Raw genomic sequence first — 19543 nt, 5'->3', positions numbered from 1 at the left:
CCCTCTCCATGGGGGCTGGATTCCCGGCACGTGCGTCCGGCAGAACGATCAGACTACCCCCTGCTTCGACTGAAATCCAAAGAAAACTGAAGGGGAAAACTAAAATGGGACGTGATTGAAAGGCTGTTCCTGGTGGGTGACCGCCTGGATGCCATACTGGAAGCGGTGAAAACGGAGTCCTCGCGCATGTTTCAACGCCATATCTACAGCCATTACTTCTTCAGCGGCCTGACGGTCGCCACGGGGGTCATCGGGCTGGGAGCGGTCTGCTACATCCTCTTCGGCCCGGCGGTGGCCGCAGGAGTCTCCCTCGGGGCCTCCTGCGTCAGCATCAATGATGTTCCCACTCCCAAGCAGCACAAGGTCTTTGAGATCCTGGCGGCCCTGGCGCTCACCACCCTGGTGCAGTTCCTGATCGGCATCAGCCGCACTGGGCCCTGGATGGAGGGGCTGGCCATCCTTGGCATCACTTTCTTTGCCTCCATGATCACCATGTACGGCAAGAAGACGCTGCCCCTGAGCTTCTCCATGATCTTCTCCATGATCATGGGCATGGGGGTTCCTGCCCATGGATGGGAGGTGGCCCTTCACCAGACGCGCCTCTTCGCCATCGGCGGCGGACTGTACGCGGTCTACAGCCTGATCGTGGCGGGTTTTCTTCAATACCGGACCCGCCAGCAGGCCCTTGGGGAACTGCTCCAGAGTCTGGCTGGCTATCTGAGACGTCAGGCGGATTGCTACGATCCCCAGATCCCCATGGACGAGGGCTACCGGGCCGTCATCGAGCAGAAGGCTGTGGTGGCGGACCGTCTCCAGGTTGCCCGGGACCTGGTCTTCCGTTCCATGCGCACCAGCAGGGACGGCATGCTGGCGGCCACCCTCAGCGAGCTGCTGGAGCTTTTCGAACTCATGCTGTCAAGTCAGACGGATTACGGAATCCTTCGGGAGTACTTCGCGGATTCTGAGCTCCTGACCTTCTACCGGGATCTGGCCCTCAAGGCGGGGCAGGACCTGGAGAACATCGGCCTGCGCCTGATGCGGGGGCGTGTGCCCCGGGGGACCGTCTCCTGCAAGGCCGAGTTGATCGCCATGGAGTATTCCCTGAATACCTTTGCGGCATTTGCTGGGGGGGATGCTGCCAAGCAGCAGGCCCTGCGGGCTGCGATGGGGAGCCGCGACAAGCTGCTGGCCTGCCTCCGCCAGATTGATGTCATCCGGAGGGCCTCCAGGACGCCGGTCAGTCCGGAGAAGGCGCTGCAGGATGCCGTGGTCCGGCCTTTCCTCAGCCGTGCGCGCTTCAGCCCCCTGGCGATTCTCGGGCACATCTCCCTCCGCTCCCAGGTGCTCCGCTACGCCATCCGCCTGTCTCTGGCCATGGGGTGCGGCTACCTGGTGGCCCTCTTCCTGCCCTACGCCTCCAGGGGGTATTGGATCCTGCTGACTGTCGCGGTGGTCATGCGCTCCAGCTATAGCCAGACCCGTCAGCGCCACTGGGATCGCGTCGTGGGGAACATCCTGGGCTGCCTTTTCACGGCCATCCTTCTGTGGGCGACGCCCAACCAGGTCGTGCTCGCCGCTGTCGCCTTCCTGTCCATGGTCATCACCCATTCCTTCGTGGTGGTCAACTATCGATACTCAGCCACCGCCGCCTGCGTCATGGGACTCCTCTTCATCCATTTCCTGACGCCTGGATCCCGCTTCGTCGCCCTGGAACGGATCATGGATACCGTCATCGGTGCGGCTCTGGCCTGGGGCTTCAGTTTCATCCTGCCCAACTGGGAGGCTTCGGGGATTCCGAGGCTGACCAACGAGGTGATGGCAGCCAGTGGTGCCTATGCACAGGAGACTCTTTTTCCCTGGCATGACCTGATGCGGTACCGTCTGGCCCGCAAGCGCTTGATCGATGCCATCGCTGCCCTGGGCATGTCCATCTCCCGCATGGTCGGGGAACCCGAGAGCCAACGCCGCAGTTTGGCGCCCCTCAACAGCTTCATCAACGCAAGCTATCTGATGGCGGCCCAGCTGGCTTCGCTCCATGGCCTGCTGGCGCTTCGCCGGGAGGATCTGGATGCCGAGAGTCTCACGGCCATGACCCGTCGCACCGCGGATCAGGTCGTGAAGCGCCTTCAGGGTGAGGAAGGGGGATTGCCTGCGCTGGAGATCGCCCATCCTGAGAGCTCGCCCATGGACCAGATCAGGGCCAGGCTGGTGCAGGTTGAACTGGCCGCCCAACGTTTGGGAGAGGTCAGCCGACAGGTTTGATGCCTTGTCGTTCGCCCATGGCATTCTGCCATTGGGCGGGCTGAAGTTGCCGATGGCCCCCTTGGGCTTGTGGGGGTAGCCACTCTGCACCACCCTCACCCCATGAGGCTCCGCTCCTTGTTCGCCCTTGCTCTGGTTCCGATGATGGGGTGCCTGTCGCCTGGGTTGGAGGTTCGCCGGGAGTTGAGGCTGTATGAACTCTCGGGTTCACGTCTGCTCAGGTGTGATGTTGGCGCTTCCCCCCAGAAAATGAGATCCAGAAGGGGAGTGCTCCGCTGCACATCGCCCGATGGGGAATGCTTCCAGGGGGAGTGGATGCGCCTCAAAGAGAGCACCAAGGAGAGCAGCTCCGCCCAGCAGGACGACATGTCCACCCTTCCCATTCTGGGAACGCGGAGCCCGATGAGTTCCTGGGACTGGGCCAGCTCGCTGGGGGTGGACCTGGAGAAGAACACCGAACGATGCATCTTCCTGCTGTACGGGGACCGTGGGACGGTGATCGATGGCATCGTCGTGGGGGAAAGCGCCGGGGGAGAAGGCCTGCTGGGCGCAGCCAAGGACAACAAGGGACGCAAATACCGGGTGATGGGCTAGCCTTTGCACCCCTTCAGGCAGTCATCGCTTGCCGTGGCTGGCCTTCTCGACGTATTACTGGATACGTCTGTAGGAGAACGCCACCATGACTCAACCCGCTGTAGAAAAACTCGAGTTCAAGAGCGAGCTGCGCCAAGTTCTGAACCTCATCACCCATTCGCTCTACTCCCACCGCGAGGTCTTCCTCCGGGAGCTCATCAGCAACGCCTGCGATGCTATCGACAAGATCCGCTTCAACTCGCTCCAGAACGAGCAGCTCCTGGAGGGCAACCGGGACTGGAAGATCAAGCTGGTGGCTGACAAGGAAGCCGGGACGCTCACGGTGTCCGACAACGGCGTCGGCATGGATCACGACGCCATCATCGAGAATCTGGGGACCATCGCGAAGTCCGGCACCAAGGCCTTCCTGGAGAACCTGAAGCAGGCCGATGCCGCCACCCGTCCCGAACTCATCGGCCAATTCGGGGTGGGTTTCTACTCCGCCTTCATGGTGGCGGACCAGGTGACGGTCGTCTCCCGGGCGGCGGGGCAGAGCGGTGCTGTGAAGTGGGTTTCGGACGGCCAGGGCGAGTACACCCTGGAGCCCGCCGAGCGCGACCGGCGCGGCACCGATGTCACCCTCCACATCAAGGACGAGGAGAAGGAGTTCCTGGATCCCTGGCGCCTGCGCCAGATCGTCAAGCAGTTCTCCGACTTCGTGGAGCATCCCGTCGTCATGGACGTGGAGAAGTCCGGCGAGGGTGATGCCAAGGTCATCGAGGAGGAGGTCATCAACTCCCGCAAGGCCCTGTGGCTGCGCAGCAAGGGGGACGTGACCCAGGACGAGCACAACGCCTTCTATCAGCAGATCTCCGGCAACTTCGACGAGCCACTGAAGGTCATCCACTACTCCGGTGAGGGCACGGTGGAGTTCAAGGCCCTGCTCTATATCCCCAAGACCAAGAGCTTCGACCTGCAGTACGGCGATGTGAAGGCGGGTCCCAAGCTCTACGTCAACCGCGTCCAGATCATGGACCACTGCGAGGCCCTGCTCCCCTCCTACCTGCGCTTCGTGACCGGGGTCGTGGACTGCGCCGATCTGCCCCTCAACGTCTCCCGGGAACTGCTCCAGCACAATCCCCTTCTGGAGAAGATCCAGAGGATCCTGGTCAAGCAGGTGCTCAAGGCTCTGGAAGACCTCAAGACCAGTGCCTACGATGACTACCTGGTCTTCCACGACGAGCTGGGCAACTTCCTGAAGGAGGGCCTGGGGCGGGACTGGAACAACCGGGAGGCCCTCGCCGATCTGCTGCTCTTCCATAGTGTGAAGACCGAAGCCGGAAAGCGCACCACCCTGGCCCAGTACGCGGAGGCCATGCCCGAGGACCAGAAGGAGATCCTCTACCTTGCGGGTGAGCAGCGCTCGGCCTTGGCGAACGCTCCCTGTCTTGAGGTCTACCGGGAGAAGGACTGGGATGTGCTCCTGCTGACGGAGCCCATCGACGAGTTCGTGCTCCCAGGTCTGCCGGACTACAAGGGCAAGCCCCTCAAGGCCGCGGACCGGAGCGTTCCCGAGCTGAAGCCCGAGGAGAAGGCCAGGCTGGAGGCTGCTACCGAAGGCTTCAAGCCCCTCTTCGAGGCCCTGCAGGGCCGGATCCAGGAGGTCAAGGAGGTGCGCCTCTCCAGCCGCCTGAAGGGAAGCCCCGCCTGCCTGGTGCCCGACGAAGGCGCCATGGGGGCCAGCCTGGAACGCCTGCTCCGGAAGATGGGGCGTTCCACCGAGGAACCCTCCAAGCGCATCCTGGAGCTGAACCCCGAGCACCCCCTGGTGAAGACCCTTCAGGCCTTCCACCAGCAGAACGCTGGTGACGAACGGGTGGAGAATCTCGGCCGCCTGCTCTACGAGGAGGCCCTGATCGCCGAGGGGTCCAGGCTGGAGGATCCCAGTGCCTTCATCAAGCGGATCAATGCGCTGGTGGGGGAGAAGTTCTAGTTCGCCTTTCAAGCCTGGGGAAACGGGTGCCGATGGAGCGGACATGCCTAACATGCCTCGCTACCATCGGCTGCCCTTCCTGCGCGATCCAGAGGCGCTGTTCTTCCAGATCCTTGATGAGGTTCCCGATATGGCCATCTGGCTCGACGCTGATGGCCGTATCGTCTATGCCAACGCCAAGGCCTGCCGGTGCCTGGGATACACGCGCGAGGAATTGCTTGGAGGCGGTATCGCCTTGATCGTGCCGTCCTTCTCAGAGGATGACTACCCGGATTTCTTTGAGGATCTGCGTCGGCGGAAATCCGCCTGTTTCGAGCTGGATCATCACACCAAGGCCGGGGGCTCCTTTCCCGCCGAGGTTCGGGTTTCGCATGTGACCCTGGAAGGTCTGGAGCTCGCCTGTGCTCTGGTGATGGACATCAGTCGCCGCCGCAAGGCCGAGGACCAGACTCTGGATCTCCACACCGCCTCAATGCTGCGGGAGGCCAAGCTCCGCGCCCTGATCCAGGAGGCTCAGGGCGGAGCGGTGCGGGTAGAGGATTTGGAGGCTCTGCTTCAGGGCTGAAACGCCCTCAGGGCGGTGGCATCTGGCAGCTGGAGGCCGTTGCTGCCGGAAGGTAGCAGTTCCGGACGTAGTCCATCACCATGCGGTCCGCGCTGAAGCGCCAGGCCAGGGTGCGCATGGAGCGCTTGACGCGCTGGAGCCAGCGTCTCGGGACGCCATTGGCATCCCGGTCGTAGTACATGGGCACGATGACGTTCTCCAGAAGCTGGAAGAGGGCCTCGGCATCCCGCTGGTCCTGGACCTCCTGGTCGGCGTGTATCTCGCCGTTGCCGATGGCAAAGCCGTTCTCCCCGTCGTAGGCCTCGGCCCACCATCCGTCCAGGATGGAGATGTGGAGGCCGCCGTTCATGATCACCTTCATGCCGCTGGTGCCACAGGCCTCCAGGGGGCGGCGGGGATTGTTGAGCCAGGCGTCCACGCCCTGGTAGAGGTTCCGGCCCACGTGGATGTTGTAGTTCTCCACGAAGACGATGCGGTTGCGGAAGCGGGGGTCGTCCAGGAAAGTGCCCACCCGCTGGATGATGGCCTTGCCGGGGCCGTCCGCCGGGTGGGAGCGCCCAGCGAAGACCAGGTTCACGGGCCGCTCGGGATTGTTGACCAGGCGGTCGAGACGATCCGGGTCCGAGAAGAGCAGGTCCGGCCGCTTGTAGGTGACGAAGCGGCGGGCGAAGCCGATGGTCAGGGCATCCGGATCTAGGGGGGGCGGCTCGATGGGGGGCAGGCCGATGCGGGCGTTGACCTTGGCCACCCGTTCCCGGATGAAGCGGATCGTGCGGGCCTTGAGGACCTGCTTGGTCTCCCAGAACTCCGCACTGTCCATGTACTCCAGCTTGGTCCACATGTCCGGGCGGGCGATGGCCTCCATCCAGGTGTTGCCCAAGTGGGTCTCCAGGAGGTGGTTGATCTCCTGGGCGAGCCAGGTGGGGACATGGACGCCATTGGTGATGTGGCCGATGGGGACTTCGTCCACGGTGCGTTCGGGCCACATGTGGTGCCACATCTGGCGGGAGATCTCGCCGTGGAGGGCACTGACGCCGTTGGCCCGCCGCGAGCACTTGAGGGCCAGGACGGTGGGCAGGAAGGGTGAACCCAGATCCCCGGGGTTCACCCGGCCGAAGCCCAGGAGCTCCTCGATGGAGATGTTCAGGCCGTCCGCCAGGGGCTTGAGGTGAAGGCCTGCCAGATCCGCCGGGAAGCGGTCGTGTCCCGCCTCCACGGGGGTGTGGGTGGTGAAGACCGTGGCGGCGGCGCTTTCCTTGAGGGCCCGGTGGGGATCCAGGCCATCCTGCTGGACCCGGTGCCGGGCCCGCTCCAGGATGGCGAAGGCGCTGTGTCCCTCGTTGAGGTGGTAGACGCTGGCGGTGATGCCCAGGGCGCGCAGGGCCCGGCTCCCGCCGACGCCCAGGAGGAGTTCCTGCTGGATCCGCATCCGCAGGTCGCCTCCATAGAGGCGGGCCGTGATGCCCTTGTCCTCTTCGGTGTTGGCCTCGTCCCGGCTGTCCAGGAGGATGAGCCTCACGCGGCCCACATGGGCCTCCAGAACCTTGGCCCAGACGGTGCGCCCCGGCATCTCGACGCTCACCCGGGCGGGTACCCCGTCTGGGGTCAGGGCGGGCCAGACAGGCAGGTCGGCCAGGTCCACGGGCTCCCGGACATCGTGCTGCCAGAAGCTGGCATCCAGTTGCTGGGTGGTGTAGCCCTCGTGGTAGAGGAGCCCCACCCCCACCAAGGGGACCCCCAGGTTGGAGGCGCCTTTGATGTGATCCCCCGCCAGGATGCCGAGGCCGCCTGAGTAGATGGGGATGGACTCGTGGAGACCGAATTCCATGCAGAAGTAGGCCACGGGTCGGCTGTTCAGGGTGCCGGCGTGGACCAGGCCCCAGGTGGTGACGGGGTTGAGGTAGTCCTCAAGCTGCCGAAGGGCCCGATCTGTGCGGATCTGGATGTCCACCTCAGCGGCTCGCCTGTCCAGGAAAGCATCGTCTACCTGTTTGAGGATCTGCAGCGGGTTGCGGTGAGCCTCAAGGTAGAGGTCGTAGTCGATGTCCCGGAAGATGGCCCGGACTTCCGGCCTCCAGGTCCACCAGAGGTTCTGGGTCAGGTTCTGCAGCTTCTGTTTGAGCACTTCCATGGAATCCGCTCCTCAGGTTGCTGGGGTTAAGTCTGGAATCAGGAGTCTATACCACTCTGGCGGGTCGGGCGATGCTGCATTTCACGGATTATTCCAGGAACGGCTCCTGGTGCAGTAGCATCCAGACCCTCAGGGTCTCGGTCGCACTCCATGCCTGGGCGTCGCAGCCCCGGGGGGCATGGGGGGCATCGCCGTCCAGGATCTCCGGCAGATGGCCAGAGCAGCCCTCGGCCATCAGCCGATCGCAGGTCCCCAGGTAGCCCCGGGCTGCAGCCACGGCCCTCGGTGCGAAGTCCCAGGCCCGGGCCATGGCCTCGCAGAAGGTGGCCAGGGGCCAGACCCAGGCGGTGCCGTTGTGGTAGGCGGGCTTGCGCCGGGTATCCTCGTCCCCCTCGTAGTGACCCCAGTAGGGGTGCCAGGGATCGTTGAGAGGTTCGCCGCCGGGACCCTCAACGGACAGGGGGTGGGTGGTGGGCAGGGGAGCCAGGCTACGCATCCCCCCGGGGATCAGCAGGTGCTTGGCGCAGGTCATGACGGCGGCGCGGGCCTTCGGCCCCCCCAGGATCCCCAGGCTCACCAGGAAGAGCTGGTTGGGGCGCACCAGGCCGTCGGGCTGGCCCTGGGCCGTCAGGAGATCGGAGAAGCATCCCAGTTCCGGGCTCCAGAAACGGTCCAGGGAATTCAGGGCCTTCCGGGCGACCTGGTCCCAGGCCCGGCCCGGGACCTTCAGGCGGTCCAACTGCTCCAGGAGCCGGATCCAGAGGGCCTGGATTTCGATGGGATAGCCCTCCCGGGGGGTGGCCGCCGGGAAGTTGGTGTCCATCCAGGTGAAGTGGGATGGGCTCCAGACCAGCCCCGAGGCGCTGTCCACGCGGATCCCGTTCCGGGTTCCCCCCAGATAGCCCGCGCCGATGGAGCCCAGGACCTGGGCCAGGGTGCGTCCCCCCACGTCCTCGCCGTAGATCTCGTCCCCGAGCGCCGCCGCCGCCTCCTCGCAGGCTAGGCCGAACCAGAGGGGGGCGTCCGAGGTGTCGCGGTTGGCGGTGGAGTCCGCCGAAAGCATGTTGGGCAGGGTGCCCCCCTCCTCCAGGCGGGCATAGGTGAGGAGGATCTCCCGCACCTCGTCGTGGAATCCCCCCGCCAGGAGGCCCCGGACGGCGATGAGGGTGTCCCGGCCCCAGTCGAGGAACCAGGGGTAGCCCGCGATGACCGTGGTGCCCTTGCCCCGGCGGGCCAGGAAGGCGGAGGATGCCCGCAGGAGCTGGCGCCCCAGCGAGTCCTCGCCCCGCAGTCCGGGGCGCAGATCCAGGGCCAGCATCCGGGCGGGGACCAGGGGCAGGTTGCGGAGCAGGGCCGGATCGGGAGGGCTTCCCTCCGCGTCCAGTATGAGGGTGGTGCTGCCGCCGGGGGACAGGGGCACCTCGAACCATCCAGGGCTCCAGGCATCTCCGGAGGCAGTCATGCCCCGGCTGCCCTCGACCGGGTGGGGGATGTTCCAGCACCACTCCGGGGAGTCGTGGTAGCGGCCTCCCTCGCAGCGGACGCTCAGGTGCCGGTCCGGTCCCGGGCGGAAGAGGAAGCCCCGGCGGTCTTCGAAGGGGGCTGTGGCCTCGTCGAAGAACCGCTCCGCATCGTGACCACCCCTGGTTTCGCCATGGAAGCCGCGGTCCTCCAGATCCACCCGCAGGATGAGGGTGACCTCGCAGCGGGAGGGGAGGGGATCGCCGGAAGCCGGGAGGGTGTCCGGGCGGAGGAGGTGGAAGGCCACGGTGTTGCGCTCCGGCAGCAGGTCCGCGCAGAGATGGATCTCGGCGATCCGGCCATCCCCGGCGTGGGCGAGAAAGACCCAGCGGGCGGGAGGACCGGGGTCGAAGCTGTGGAGGTTGGTGTGGTCCAGGGCCGTGATGAAGCCATCGGCGTTGACCCAGGCCCGCAGCCGCTTGGACAGGATGTGGCGGTCGCAGGGGTTGTCCGGGTGGAGATTGGCCCCCAGGAGGCAGTCGTACTTGGAGGTGACGGCTCCCAGGTTGGCGTGGAGCCTGGCCATGGCCCCCCGGCCGTTGGTGAGGAGGGCCAGGCTCTGGGGCGTTCCCCCGTGGAACTGGGGCTCTGGAGCGCACAGGCGCAGGCCGCCCCTGGCCTGGCGTCCCTCCTCGGTGAACCGCTCCATGAGCAGTTCGGCGTCCTCGGAGGTGCTTCCCCGGGCCTTCAGGGCTTCGGGAGGGAAGACCACCATCTGTCCTCCGTCCACGGGGATGGAACGGAGGTGGAGATCCCGGGATCCATTCCGGTGGAGGGTTGCTGCGAAGGGGGCTGTATCACGGACCAGGAGCCAATGGTGTCCGGGAACCGGGGTGATCCGGCGGATGTCCGCCCGATCCCACTGGATGATTGGTGCATAGCCATTCCTGGCCCGGGCCTCCTCCAGGGAGGTGAGGAGGTCGTGGCGGGCATCCGAGGTCTTCAGGTTGACCAGGGCCCCCAGGAAGCCTGCGGGATCCCGGCCCACCCAGGCGCCCAGATCCCGCCAGGAGGCCGGGCCCAGATCCTCGGCGGGCCAAGCCTTCGCAAGTTGCTGGTACGCCCAGGCCGCCTGGGCTCGGCGGGTTCGGTAGCGGGTCCCCGCCAGGCCCCTGGGCTCCGGAAGATGCGAAAGGCAGTGGGCTCCGGCGGGTTCCAGGGTGATGGCCACACCGTTCTCCGTGGTCTGGATCTCCGGGGGAGGCTGTCCCAGGAGGTCGACTCTGGGATCCCCGAATGCCTGCCAGCGGGCGGGCTCCAGCAGGAGGCTGCGGGGGGATTCCTGGTCCAGATTGAGGAGCACAAGGCAGCGGTCCTGGCCGTCCTGGGAGACCCGCCCCAGGGCCAGCACCGGGGAGTCCGCAGGGCTGAGTCGCTCCAGCGCTGCCCCATCGAAGAAGCAGGGGTGTTCCGCCAAGAGGTGATTGAGGCGGGAGAGTTCCGGCAGGAGGTTGGGGGAGGCGCTCCAGTTGAGGCTCCGGGTCCCGTGGACATCAATCTTCTCCGTGGCCAGCCACTCAACTCCGGCGGTGAAGGCAAAGGCCCCGCTGAGGCTGGTGAGGGCGCAAAGGCGGTTCCGGAAGAGGGACCAGGCCTTCCCCTTCTTGGCCAGGCGGTCGTTGTCGTGGGTTTCGCTGTAGTGGACCAGGGGGCCCAGGCGCTCCCCCTGCCGGAAGCAGTGGTCCAGGTAGCTCGAAACCTCCTGGGGCTGGAAGTTCTGGAAGAGCTCCGAGTAGGCCCACTGCATCCCGCCCTCGGAGAGCAGGGTCTCCGTGGCCTCCCAGGCGCCCCCGAGGCCTTCCAGCAGGAAGGTGCAGTCCGGGTATTCCTGGCGCACCCGCGCGATGATGTACTGCCAGGCCGGGAGGGGCACCATGTAGCCCGCGTCGCAGCGGAAGCCGTCCACGCCCCGGCGGCACCAGACCAGGAGGGCGTCCGCCACCGTCTCCCAGAGCTGGGGCTGATGGTTGTCCAGCTCCACCAGATCCTCCCAGGTGGTGCCCCAGGCACCGGGGCTGTGGAAGCTGCCATCGGGGTTGCGATGGAACCACTCGGGGCGTTCGCCCATGAGGCGGCTGCCCCATCCCGTATGGTTCACCACGATGTCCAGGAAGACCAGGGCCCCCCGGAGGTGGGTGGCGTAGGCCAGCTCCCGGAACTGGTCCTCGGCGGTGGTGCGGCGGTCGAACTCGACCAGGGCCGGATCGATGGCGGTCAGGTCCAGCTGGGCGTAGGGGCTTCCGAATCGCCCCATGCGGGCGTACGTGGTGGGGACGGGCCCCAGGGGGAGGAGGTGGAGGATCCGGCAGCCCAGGGTTTCCACGATGTGGGGGATCTGCCGGATGAGGCTCCGCATGGTGCCGCTGGGGGGGATGACGGTGAAGGCCCGGTCGTCCAGCTGGCGCACCCCCTCCTCCATGAAGGGCTCCAGGCTCGCGTCCGGACCGAACATCCTGGGGAAGGCGCAGTAGACGGTATTGCCGGTGCGAAGGTGGTCCGGTAACACGGAGATGCCGAGATCGGGTCCATCGGGCCAGTACTGGTTGCCGAAGGGGTCCACGGCGTAGGCCTTGGCCCGGAAGTAGCCCACCTCGGAGAGGGGCATGTCCAGTTCCCAGGCGCCGGTGACCGGGTTCAGGGGGATGTCCCGCCAGGAGGCGCCGGCGAAGGTGTGCCCATCGCTGGGACGGGTGCCCGCCAGGGCCACGACCTCCTCCCGGGCCTTGGCGCCCCGGGTCAGGTTCGTGCGCAGGAGGCCCTTCCAGCCCTCCTTGGCGTAGGAGGGCCGCTTGAGGGTGAAGCGGACCCGGTCGCCCACATAATGGACGCAGCGACCGCCCGGCTCCGGAAGCATTGTGAAGGATTCCATAGGATTCCTATTCGGCCAGGGGGAGCCTCAGGGTGAATGTGGCACCGGCACCCAGGGAACTCTTCAGGGAGATCTCGCCCCCCATGAGGGAGGCCAGGTGCTTGACGATGGCCAGGCCCAGGCCCGTGCCCGGCACCCCCCGGGTGAGGGGGGAGCGGTAGAATCGCTCGAAGATCCGGCTCTGTTCTGTTTCGGCGATGCCCGGTCCCTGGTCCACCACCGAAAGGCTGACCCACTCCCCGTCCCGGGCGCCCAGAAGCTTCACCTCAGCCTGTTCTGGGCTGAACTTGATGGCGTTGTTCAGGAGGTTGTCCAGGAGCTGGTGGAGGCGATGGGGGTCGGTGATGAGGGTCGTCTCCTCCAGGCCCTCCTCCAGATGGCTGGTGAGGCGGATCTGGCGGGCCTGGGCCTGGGAGGAGACATCCTCCAGCACACCTTCCAGGAATCCCCCCAGGAGGATGGGAGCCGGTTCCAGGGCCGTGGCGCCGGTCTCGATCTGGGAAAGCTCAGAGATGTCATTGAGGAGCATGGCCATGCGCTCCACAGAGCGGATGATGATTCGCAGGCTCGTCTCGCCCTCCGGGATCACCAGATTACCCTCCAGGAGGTTCTCGGCGGCGATGCGGATGCTGGTGGCCGGGGTCTTCAACTCGTGGCTGGCATTGGAGATGAACTTCTGCCGCGTGGTCTCGAGGGCCTCCTGGCGGGTGATGTCGTCCAGGGTCACCAGCACCCCGTAGGTCTCGCCCGGATCCAGGTCAATGGGGAAGGCCCGGACCCGGAGGATCTTGGGATTCCGTTTCAGATCCCACTCCGCTCCCTCACCGGCGAAGGCCCTGGCGAGGTTCGAAAGGCATAGGGGCTCCCGGAAGACCCCCACCAGGGGGGAGCCGAGGGTGATGAGGCTGGAGGAGCCCAGGAGGGACTGGGCGGCCCGGTTGGAGAGGCGCACTTCCCGGTTGCTGTCCAGCACCACCACCCCGGCCTTCAGGTTGGCCAGGATGGTGCGCCGCAGCTGGTCCTCCCGGAGGTTCAGGAGCCGCAGCTCCCGGTTCTCCCGTTCCAGTTCGGCCCAGACCTTGGGAGCCTCCCGGAAAAGGGATTCATCCTTCCGTTCCACCGGGATGACGCTCAGGAGCCGCTTGATGAGCATCCTGGATGTCCGCTGACCCCAAAAGAGCCAGCCGGTGGCCCCCAGCAGCATGAGCCAGCCCAGGACCTGATTGGTGGGATCGCTCGCCTTGGCCAGCAGGCCCGTGCCCAGAATCCCCAGGAGAAAGGCCAGCCAGGGGCTGGGGAGGGCGCGGGAAAGCTCGTGCTGGGTGCGGGGCATCAGGGCTCCTGGGTTCCTCTATTCTTTCGGGATCGCCGGGCGAAAGCCAGGAAAGAGGCTGTAAATTCACACAGTATTCGCCCTTGTTTCGCTTTTGTTTTGACTTGTGGTCTCACGAAGGGTTCCTAAACTTGTGAGTGGATTCAAGTGGCAAATTTTGGAGCTGAGTGGACCAAAGTGGTCGGCAAAGTGACGAGGTTTTCCGTTTCCGATTTTTGAAAGGTCACCGAGGTGCTGCGACTGCGCGGCAATTCCCCGGCCACCGTGGATGAAAAGGGCCGTCTCAAGCTCCCCACGGGTTTCAAGGCCGATCTGGAGGCCTTCGCCAAGGGCGAGGGTGGGGAAGCCTTCGCCTTCTACCTCACGTCCTTCGATGGACAATCCGCCCGCCTCTACCCCATGCCCGTCTGGGAACAGATCGAGGAACGCCTTGCCAAGCTCCCCAGCACCAGCCCCGCCAAGCAGAAGTTCCTCCAGGTGACGGCCTACTTCGGCAGCGAAGTGGCTCCCGATGCCCAGGGGCGCTTTGTCATTCCCGGCATCCTCCGGGAGGCCGCCGAGCTCACGGGCGAGGTCGCCATTCTCGGACAGATGGACTACCTGGCCATCTGGAGCCGCGCCCGCTTCCAGGGCCGTCTGGCTGCCGAACCCCTCACCACCGACGACTTCGCGCAGCTTGCTGAGCTGGGGATCTGACCATGACGCCGACCCCCATCCATGTTCCTGTGCTGCTGCACGAAGTGCTAGAGTCCCTGCCTGTCCCCCCGGGGGGCCGGGTTCTGGATCTGACCCTCGGGTTGGGTGGGCACGCCGAGGCCATCCTGGCCCGTTGTGATGCGGATACGCGCTATCTCGGTGTGGATCGGGACCCCTTCGCCCGGGAGCTGGCCCAGGCCCGCCTGGGTTCGGACGCCCGCTTCAGCATCCTGGCCGGGGCCCACGAGGAGATCTGGGAGGATCCCCTCTTCGAGGCCTGGCGATCCCTTCAGGCTCCCAATGGCTTCGACGCCATCCTCATGGATCTGGGCGTTTCGAATCTCCACCTGAAGACCCCGGCCCGGGGTTTCAGCTTCATGGAGGAGGGTCCCCTGGATATGCGGATGGATCCCGAGCACGGCGAGACCGCCCTTCAGTGGATCTCGGAGCAGAGCGATGAGACCCTGGCCAACGCCATTTATGAATACGGCGAGGAGCGGGCCTCCCGGCCCATCGCTCGATCCATCCTCAGGGCCTTCAATGAGGGGCGCCTGCACACCACCCTGGATCTGGCCCAGGCCATCTACCAGGTGCTCCCCCGGGAGATCGCCAAACGGAAGAAGCAGATTGATCCCGCCACCCGTACCTTCCAGGCGATCCGCATTGCCGTGAACGGCGAGCTGAGCCGTCTGGAGGCCACCCTCGAGCAGGCCGTGGAAGCCCTGGTCCCCGGCGGACGCCTTGGGGTCATCTCCTTCCACAGCCTCGAAGACCGCATCGTCAAGCACACCTTCCGCCGCTTGGCGGGGGTCTATGACGGCCCAGGCCGCATCGCGCCCCAGGTCCTACCCGAGAAGGTGCGGGTGATCCACGGCAATGGCCTGAAGGCCGGTGACGCTGAACTGCAAGCCAATCCCCCCTCCCGATCCGCCCGCCTGCGGATCGCGGAGCGCCTTTCTGAAACCGCATCTGTGAGGACGCCATGAACAACAAGCTGCACGTTCATCCGGGCTATTCCGTCTCCAGTCGCCAGCCGGAAGGGGAGGGCGTGCTCCGCATGCTCCTCCTGGCGGTGGCTGTGGCCATGCCCCTGGCCTCCATGGCGTACCTCAAGATCCAGCACACCCGCTTGAGCTATGCCATGAGCGAGGTGCGGGCCGAGATCAAGAAGCAGGAGGAACTGCAGCGCAACCTCCTGCTGGAGCGTTCCCATTACCAGAAGGACGAGGAGATCCAGGTCTTTGCCGAGAAGGTGGGCATGATGCCCCGGAAACAGAGCTACCTGATCCACCGCGGCTTCACGCCCAAAGATCAGAAGCTGGCCAAGCTGCGGCCCGTGTTCTCGGACGAGTAGATCTGGGATGCGCACACCTGATTCTTCCTATCCTTCTATCTCAGCGGGGGGATGTTGATGGATCGGTTGGAATCTGAGGGAACCTACGAGTCGATTGACGTCACAGGGGCTGACTTCTCTGATCAGCACGTGACCATGGTGACCATCTCGAAGAGTCATCTGATCAAGGCGAGCTTCGCGAGGACCTGTCTTCAGAGGCTTGACCTGACCAGGGTGAAGCTGGATGAATGCGATGTCGCCAACGCTACGTGGGAGAGGGCTAGGCTTGATAAAATAAAAATCAATGAGTGTCGCCTCACGGGTTTGAACCTATCGGGCGCGCATGTGAAGGAGGCTGTATTCCAGGCGTGTGAGGCATCCTTCAGCAACTTCCGCTCGGCTGCGTTCAAGAAGTCCCGGTTCGTGAATTGTAATTTGAGAGGTGCCGACTTCCAGGACGCTGATCTAAGGGGTGTCGTCTTTGAGAACTGCAACCTTAGAGAATCACAGATGTCCTTTGCAAAGCTGGAGGGAACAGACTTCCGGGGCTCTGAGATTGATGATCTGCGGGTTGGCATCGAAAGTCTTCGCGGAGCCATTGTGGATCCGTCCCAAGCTGCGTATTTATCGGGTCTCATGGGGCTCAAGGTTGTCTATTAGGCATGGTCATTGTCTGTTCTCTTCATCGGGCTATCCAGTCCGCCCCATCTAGATGAGAATTGAGGCTCTGGCTTGCGCCAGAGCCTCAATTCTCATGAAGGAGCAGCCCCATGGAGAACATCAAGGAAGCCCTCGCAGCCGGAAAGCTGTTGATCGCCGATGGCGCCACGGGGACCATGCTCATGGCCGCCGGACTGCCTTCCGGCAGCGCCCCCGAGCTGTGGAATGTGGAGCGCCCTGAGGAGATCCTGGCCCTCTACCGCGCGTATATCGATGCCGGTTCCAACATCTTCCTGACCAACACCTTCGGCGGAAACCGCACCACCCTGGCTCGCCACGGCCTGGGGGATCGGGTGCGGGAACTGAACATGGCCGGGGCCCGCCTTGCGCGCGAGGCGGCGGGGGACCGCGCCTATGTGGCAGGCGACATGGGACCCACCGGTGCCCTGCTGAAGCCCTACGGCCCCATGAGCGCCGAGGAGGCCCTGGAGGTCTACACCGAGCAGGCTGCGGCCCTGGCCGAAGGCGGCGTTGACCTGCTTTGGATCGAGACGATGTCCGAACTCAGCGAGATCAAGGCTGCGATCCAGGGTGCCCTGACCACGGGCCTGCCGGTCTTCTGCACCATGAGTTTCGACGCGAATGCCCGCACCATGATGGGGGTTCGGGCCAAGATGGCGGCCCAGCAGCTCTGGCCCATGGGGCTTGCCGCCATCGGCCTGAACTGTGGCGAGGGCTTGGAGATGGTGCCGAACGCCCTGCGCCAGATGAAGGAAGGCGCCCCAGAAGCGGTCCTGATCGCCAAGCCTAACGCCGGGCTTCCCCGGGTGGTGGATGGCAAGACCGTCTACGATGTGACGCCCCGGGACTTTGCCGAAACCGCCGCCAGCTTTGTGGAGCTGGGGGCCCAGGTGTTGGGCTCCTGCTGCGGCAGCGGCCCTGCCTACATCAAGGCCCTGTCGGAGCGCTTCCAGGCATGAAGACTGTCATTGTCGCCTGCCAGACCATCCAGGACGAACTGCGCATGGCCATGGGGGAGGTGGGCTGCACCTACCCCGTGGTCTGGATCGAATCCGGCCTGCACCTGGAGCCCGGTGGCCTGAAGAAGCGGATCCAGGAGGAGCTGAGCAGGCTCACGGATGTGGACCTGGTGCTCATGGCCTTCGGCATCTGCGGCAACTGCTTTGTCGGCGTCACACCCGGGGACTACCGCATGGTCTTTCCCCGGGCTGATGACTGCATCACCCTGATGCTCGGCTCCGACCGGAAGCGCAAGGAGATCTCCCAGGATGGCGCCACCTATTTCCTCACCAAGGGGTGGCTCAAGTACGAAAAGAACATCTGGGCCGAATACCGGGAGGCGGTGGAGCGGATGGGGCAGGGGAGGGCCGACCGGGCCTTCAAGGTCATGCTCCAGCATTACCGATACCTGGGTCTTATCGAGACCGGGGCCTACGATATGCCGGAGTTCCTGGGTCAGACCCAGGTGGTGGCCCAGGATCTGAAACTTGAGCAGCAGGTGATCCCCGGCTCGCTGCGCTATATCAAGAAACTGCTGACCGGTCCCTGGGACGAGGAGTTCGTCACCGTGGGGCCCCGAGAGACGGTCCTGCTGGAGCATATCTACAAAGCCTCCCAGTGACTTGATTTGAAAATATAATTGTTTCCGGTCGATCACCGCTGCATAATCTACCCAGACTTCCAACCCCCAGCGGGTGAACATGGGTAACACGTGGACTGATCAGGAGATCCGCAGGTGGTTCGGCCACTTCATCCACGGCTATCTCTCCAGGAGGGATCCCGAGGATGGGTGGGATTTCGTGGACCATGCCCCCATGGGCGAGTGGGGCTGTCCGGTGGGGCATTCCGCTTCCCCAGTCTCCCTGGATCACGACCATCTCGATGTGACCCAGATCTCTGATCAGGCCGCCGTGGTTCGGGGGCTGTGCACCCTTAAGGAGAACTGGACTCCCAGGGGGAGGGAGCGCCTCCTGCGGCTGACAGCGGTCCTTTCCTGGATGGATGGGCGCTTCCGTGCCCAGCATCTCCATGTCTCCCATCCCCGGGGGCGCCACCTGGAGGAGCTGACTCGCCTCCGCACTCTGGTGGGGCAGTTGCCGGGTTTCGCCTACCGGTGCCACCTGGACCTGATCTGGCGCCTGGAGCACCTTGATGGCCGCTTCCAGGAACTCACCGGCTATCTTCCAAGGGACTGGGTGGGCGCCTCGGATCAGTGTTTCGGCGAGCTGGCCCACCCGGATTTCAGGGAGCCCCTCCGGGCTCAATGGAGGGAGGCTCTGATGCTCGGGACCGCCTTCCAGTCCGAGTACCCGATCCTGTGTGCGGATGGGACAAGCAGGTGGGTCTGGGAACAGGGCCAGGGGGTCCTGGATGAGCAGGGAAAGCCCTCGCATTTGGAGGTCTTCGTTACGGACATCACTGAGCGTAAGCAGATCGAGCACAGTCGCCTTGAACTGGAAAGGCGTCTGATGCAGTCGGAGAAGCTGGAGAGCCTCGGTGTCCTTGCGGGAGGGGTTGCCCACGACTTCAACAACCTCCTGATGGCCATGGTCGGAAACCTTGACCTGCTGACGCTCCAGCTTCCCCAGGACTCTCCCTGCCGAGGGTCCATCGAGCGATGCATGGCCGCCGCCCAGAAGGCCACCCGGTTGACAGGGCAGATGCTGGCCTGTTCCGGTACCCGTCCTGCGTGCTCCAAGCCTGTGGAGCTGAGCTCTCTTCTGGAGGAGAACGAGTCCCTTCTGAGGGAGGTGGTTCCCCCCCAGGTCCGGCTCATCCTGGAGGGACGGAAGCGCCTTCGTCCGGTGATGGGGGACGCTTCCCAGCTCCTCCAGATCGCCCTCACCCTCGTGACCAACGCTGTGGAGGCGATCGGCGCCCAGTCCGGGGTCGTGAACGTGCGTTGCTACGAGCGCTACCTCAGAGGTGACGATCTGGCGAAGAGTCTCATCGAGGCCACGCCCCGGGAGGGCTGGTACGTCCTGCTGGAGGTGGAGGATACGGGTTGCGGGATGAGCCCGGAGATCCAGAACCGCCTCCTAGATCCCTTCTTCACCACCAAATTCTTCGGACGGGGGCTGGGGCTGCCGGCCGCCATGGGCATCATCCGCGGGCACCAGGGGGCGGTTCTCCTGGACAGCGAGCTGGACAGGGGCACCCTGGTCCAGGTGCTTCTCCCTGTGGCTGGGAACAGGGTCTCGCAGTAATCGGATGACAAGCGTATTACGATGTAATACCCGTTTGCCATCAATCGTAAAGCTTCAAAAGCCACTTCCACCACCAAGCACGAAGACACCAAGAATTCACCAAGGGCTTACCAACGGACCATGGCTTTGCCCCAGGGTGAATGTGAAAGCCAGCCAGTGCCATATCGCTCCACCGGGCTGGACACTCAGGCCGCCCCGCTCCGCGGGGGCGCGCGGCAAAGCCGCACGCGTTCCGGGAGGGACAGGCGGCGAAGGCACGTGAACAGTGAGCATTTCGTCGGTGGGGCGTGGGCGAGGCTGCCTCAGGTAGACGGAGCCCCCACCGATGAAATGCGGTGTTGAACAAGCCCGGAGCGGCGGGGGAGTTGGGCGAGGGCTAT

Annotated in this window: 14 protein-coding genes; 11 read left to right on the top strand and 3 right to left on the bottom strand. The window is 64.8% G+C overall.

What is annotated here, in order from left to right; genetic code table 11:
• Positions 1 to 186 precede the first annotated feature (186 nt).
• From HOLFODRAFT_RS0216085 to HOLFODRAFT_RS0216070, 4 genes are all read left to right on the top strand, one after another.
• A complete protein-coding gene (locus HOLFODRAFT_RS0216085; protein ID WP_005033930.1) occupies positions 187 to 2262 on the top strand; it encodes an FUSC family protein in 2076 nt (691 codons plus the stop codon).
• 315 nt (positions 2263 to 2577) lie between these two features.
• Positions 2578 to 2856 (top strand): hypothetical protein, encoded by a 279-nt coding sequence (locus tag HOLFODRAFT_RS0216080; protein WP_005033928.1) that lies wholly within the window; start codon positions 2578 to 2580, stop codon positions 2854 to 2856.
• 85 nt (positions 2857 to 2941) lie between these two features.
• Positions 2942 to 4828 (top strand): molecular chaperone HtpG, encoded by a 1887-nt coding sequence (htpG, locus tag HOLFODRAFT_RS0216075; protein ID WP_005033926.1) that lies wholly within the window; start codon positions 2942 to 2944, stop codon positions 4826 to 4828.
• 43 nt (positions 4829 to 4871) lie between these two features.
• Positions 4872 to 5393, top strand: coding sequence for a PAS domain S-box protein (locus HOLFODRAFT_RS0216070; RefSeq protein WP_005033924.1), 522 nt, complete (start codon positions 4872 to 4874; stop codon positions 5391 to 5393).
• 7 nt (positions 5394 to 5400) lie between these two features.
• Here the strand turns inward: HOLFODRAFT_RS0216070 and glgP are convergent, their stop codons facing one another.
• From glgP to HOLFODRAFT_RS0216055, 3 genes are all read right to left on the bottom strand, one after another.
• The gene (gene glgP, locus HOLFODRAFT_RS0216065; protein ID WP_005033922.1) at positions 5401 to 7524 is read right to left on the bottom strand and encodes an alpha-glucan family phosphorylase; all 2124 of its coding nucleotides are present in this window, start codon (positions 7522 to 7524) and stop codon (positions 5401 to 5403) included.
• A gap of 88 nt (positions 7525 to 7612) precedes the next feature.
• Positions 7613 to 11914, bottom strand: a complete 4302-nt coding sequence (locus HOLFODRAFT_RS0216060; RefSeq protein WP_005033920.1) for an amylo-alpha-1,6-glucosidase — start codon at positions 11912 to 11914, stop codon at positions 7613 to 7615.
• A 7-nt stretch (positions 11915 to 11921) separates the two neighbouring features.
• Positions 11922 to 13247 (bottom strand): sensor histidine kinase, encoded by a 1326-nt coding sequence (locus HOLFODRAFT_RS0216055; RefSeq protein ID WP_005033918.1) that lies wholly within the window; start codon positions 13245 to 13247, stop codon positions 11922 to 11924.
• A gap of 231 nt (positions 13248 to 13478) precedes the next feature.
• Between HOLFODRAFT_RS0216055 and HOLFODRAFT_RS0216050 the strand changes: the two genes are divergently transcribed.
• The 7 genes from HOLFODRAFT_RS0216050 to HOLFODRAFT_RS23500 all read left to right on the top strand — a co-directional run bounded on the left by HOLFODRAFT_RS0216050 (position 13479) and on the right by HOLFODRAFT_RS23500 (position 19163).
• Positions 13479 to 13943 (top strand): division/cell wall cluster transcriptional repressor MraZ, encoded by a 465-nt coding sequence (locus HOLFODRAFT_RS0216050; RefSeq protein ID WP_005033916.1) that lies wholly within the window; start codon positions 13479 to 13481, stop codon positions 13941 to 13943.
• 2 nt (positions 13944 to 13945) lie between these two features.
• Complete coding sequence (gene rsmH, locus HOLFODRAFT_RS0216045; protein WP_005033915.1) at positions 13946 to 14929, top strand: 16S rRNA (cytosine(1402)-N(4))-methyltransferase RsmH; 984 nt, start codon at positions 13946 to 13948, stop codon at positions 14927 to 14929.
• Entirely contained in the window at positions 14926 to 15297 is a 372-nt protein-coding gene (locus HOLFODRAFT_RS0216040; RefSeq protein ID WP_005033913.1) for a hypothetical protein, read from the top strand. The genes rsmH and HOLFODRAFT_RS0216040 overlap by 4 nt, the downstream gene beginning before the upstream one ends.
• A gap of 57 nt (positions 15298 to 15354) precedes the next feature.
• Positions 15355 to 15936, top strand: a complete 582-nt coding sequence (locus tag HOLFODRAFT_RS0216035; protein WP_005033910.1) for a pentapeptide repeat-containing protein — start codon at positions 15355 to 15357, stop codon at positions 15934 to 15936.
• A 110-nt stretch (positions 15937 to 16046) separates the two neighbouring features.
• The gene (locus tag HOLFODRAFT_RS21835) at positions 16047 to 16916 is read left to right on the top strand and encodes a homocysteine S-methyltransferase family protein (RefSeq protein WP_005033908.1); all 870 of its coding nucleotides are present in this window, start codon (positions 16047 to 16049) and stop codon (positions 16914 to 16916) included.
• Positions 16913 to 17578 (top strand): DUF1638 domain-containing protein, encoded by a 666-nt coding sequence (locus tag HOLFODRAFT_RS0216025; protein ID WP_005033906.1) that lies wholly within the window; start codon positions 16913 to 16915, stop codon positions 17576 to 17578. The genes HOLFODRAFT_RS21835 and HOLFODRAFT_RS0216025 overlap by 4 nt, the downstream gene beginning before the upstream one ends.
• Positions 17579 to 17657: 79 nt before the next feature.
• On the top strand, positions 17658 to 19163 hold the full coding sequence (locus HOLFODRAFT_RS23500; RefSeq protein ID WP_005033903.1) for a two-component system sensor histidine kinase NtrB: 1506 nt from the start codon (positions 17658 to 17660) through the stop codon (positions 19161 to 19163).
• The last annotated feature ends 380 nt before the right edge of the window (positions 19164 to 19543 follow it).

The sequence above is a fragment of the Holophaga foetida DSM 6591 genome, from assembly GCF_000242615.2.
In the GTDB taxonomy this organism is placed as follows: Bacteria; Acidobacteriota; Holophagae; order Holophagales; family Holophagaceae; genus Holophaga; species Holophaga foetida.
Note: the sequence above shows the minus strand (reverse complement) of the source record. Positions and strands in the feature narration are given on the sequence as shown.

What these genes read in the sequence shown, in the direction of transcription:
- HOLFODRAFT_RS0216040 (WP_005033913.1), top strand. Translation starts at nt 14,926, where the DNA reads ATGAACAACAAGCTGCACGTTCATCCGGGCTATTCCGTCTCCAGTCGC.
- HOLFODRAFT_RS0216060 (WP_005033920.1), bottom strand. Translation starts at nt 11,914, where the DNA reads ATGGAATCCTTCACAATGCTTCCGGAGCCGGGCGGTCGCTGCGTCCAT.
- HOLFODRAFT_RS0216035 (WP_005033910.1), top strand. Translation starts at nt 15,355, where the DNA reads ATGGATCGGTTGGAATCTGAGGGAACCTACGAGTCGATTGACGTCACA.
- rsmH (WP_005033915.1), top strand. Translation starts at nt 13,946, where the DNA reads ATGACGCCGACCCCCATCCATGTTCCTGTGCTGCTGCACGAAGTGCTA.
- HOLFODRAFT_RS0216085 (WP_005033930.1), top strand. Translation starts at nt 187, where the DNA reads ATGTTTCAACGCCATATCTACAGCCATTACTTCTTCAGCGGCCTGACG.
- glgP (WP_005033922.1), bottom strand. Translation starts at nt 7,524, where the DNA reads ATGGAAGTGCTCAAACAGAAGCTGCAGAACCTGACCCAGAACCTCTGG.
- HOLFODRAFT_RS0216025 (WP_005033906.1), top strand. Translation starts at nt 16,913, where the DNA reads ATGAAGACTGTCATTGTCGCCTGCCAGACCATCCAGGACGAACTGCGC.
- HOLFODRAFT_RS0216080 (WP_005033928.1), top strand. Translation starts at nt 2,578, where the DNA reads ATGCGCCTCAAAGAGAGCACCAAGGAGAGCAGCTCCGCCCAGCAGGAC.
- HOLFODRAFT_RS21835 (WP_005033908.1), top strand. Translation starts at nt 16,047, where the DNA reads ATGGAGAACATCAAGGAAGCCCTCGCAGCCGGAAAGCTGTTGATCGCC.
- htpG (WP_005033926.1), top strand. Translation starts at nt 2,942, where the DNA reads ATGACTCAACCCGCTGTAGAAAAACTCGAGTTCAAGAGCGAGCTGCGC.
- HOLFODRAFT_RS0216070 (WP_005033924.1), top strand. Translation starts at nt 4,872, where the DNA reads ATGCCTAACATGCCTCGCTACCATCGGCTGCCCTTCCTGCGCGATCCA.
- HOLFODRAFT_RS23500 (WP_005033903.1), top strand. Translation starts at nt 17,658, where the DNA reads ATGGGTAACACGTGGACTGATCAGGAGATCCGCAGGTGGTTCGGCCAC.
- HOLFODRAFT_RS0216055 (WP_005033918.1), bottom strand. Translation starts at nt 13,247, where the DNA reads ATGCCCCGCACCCAGCACGAGCTTTCCCGCGCCCTCCCCAGCCCCTGG.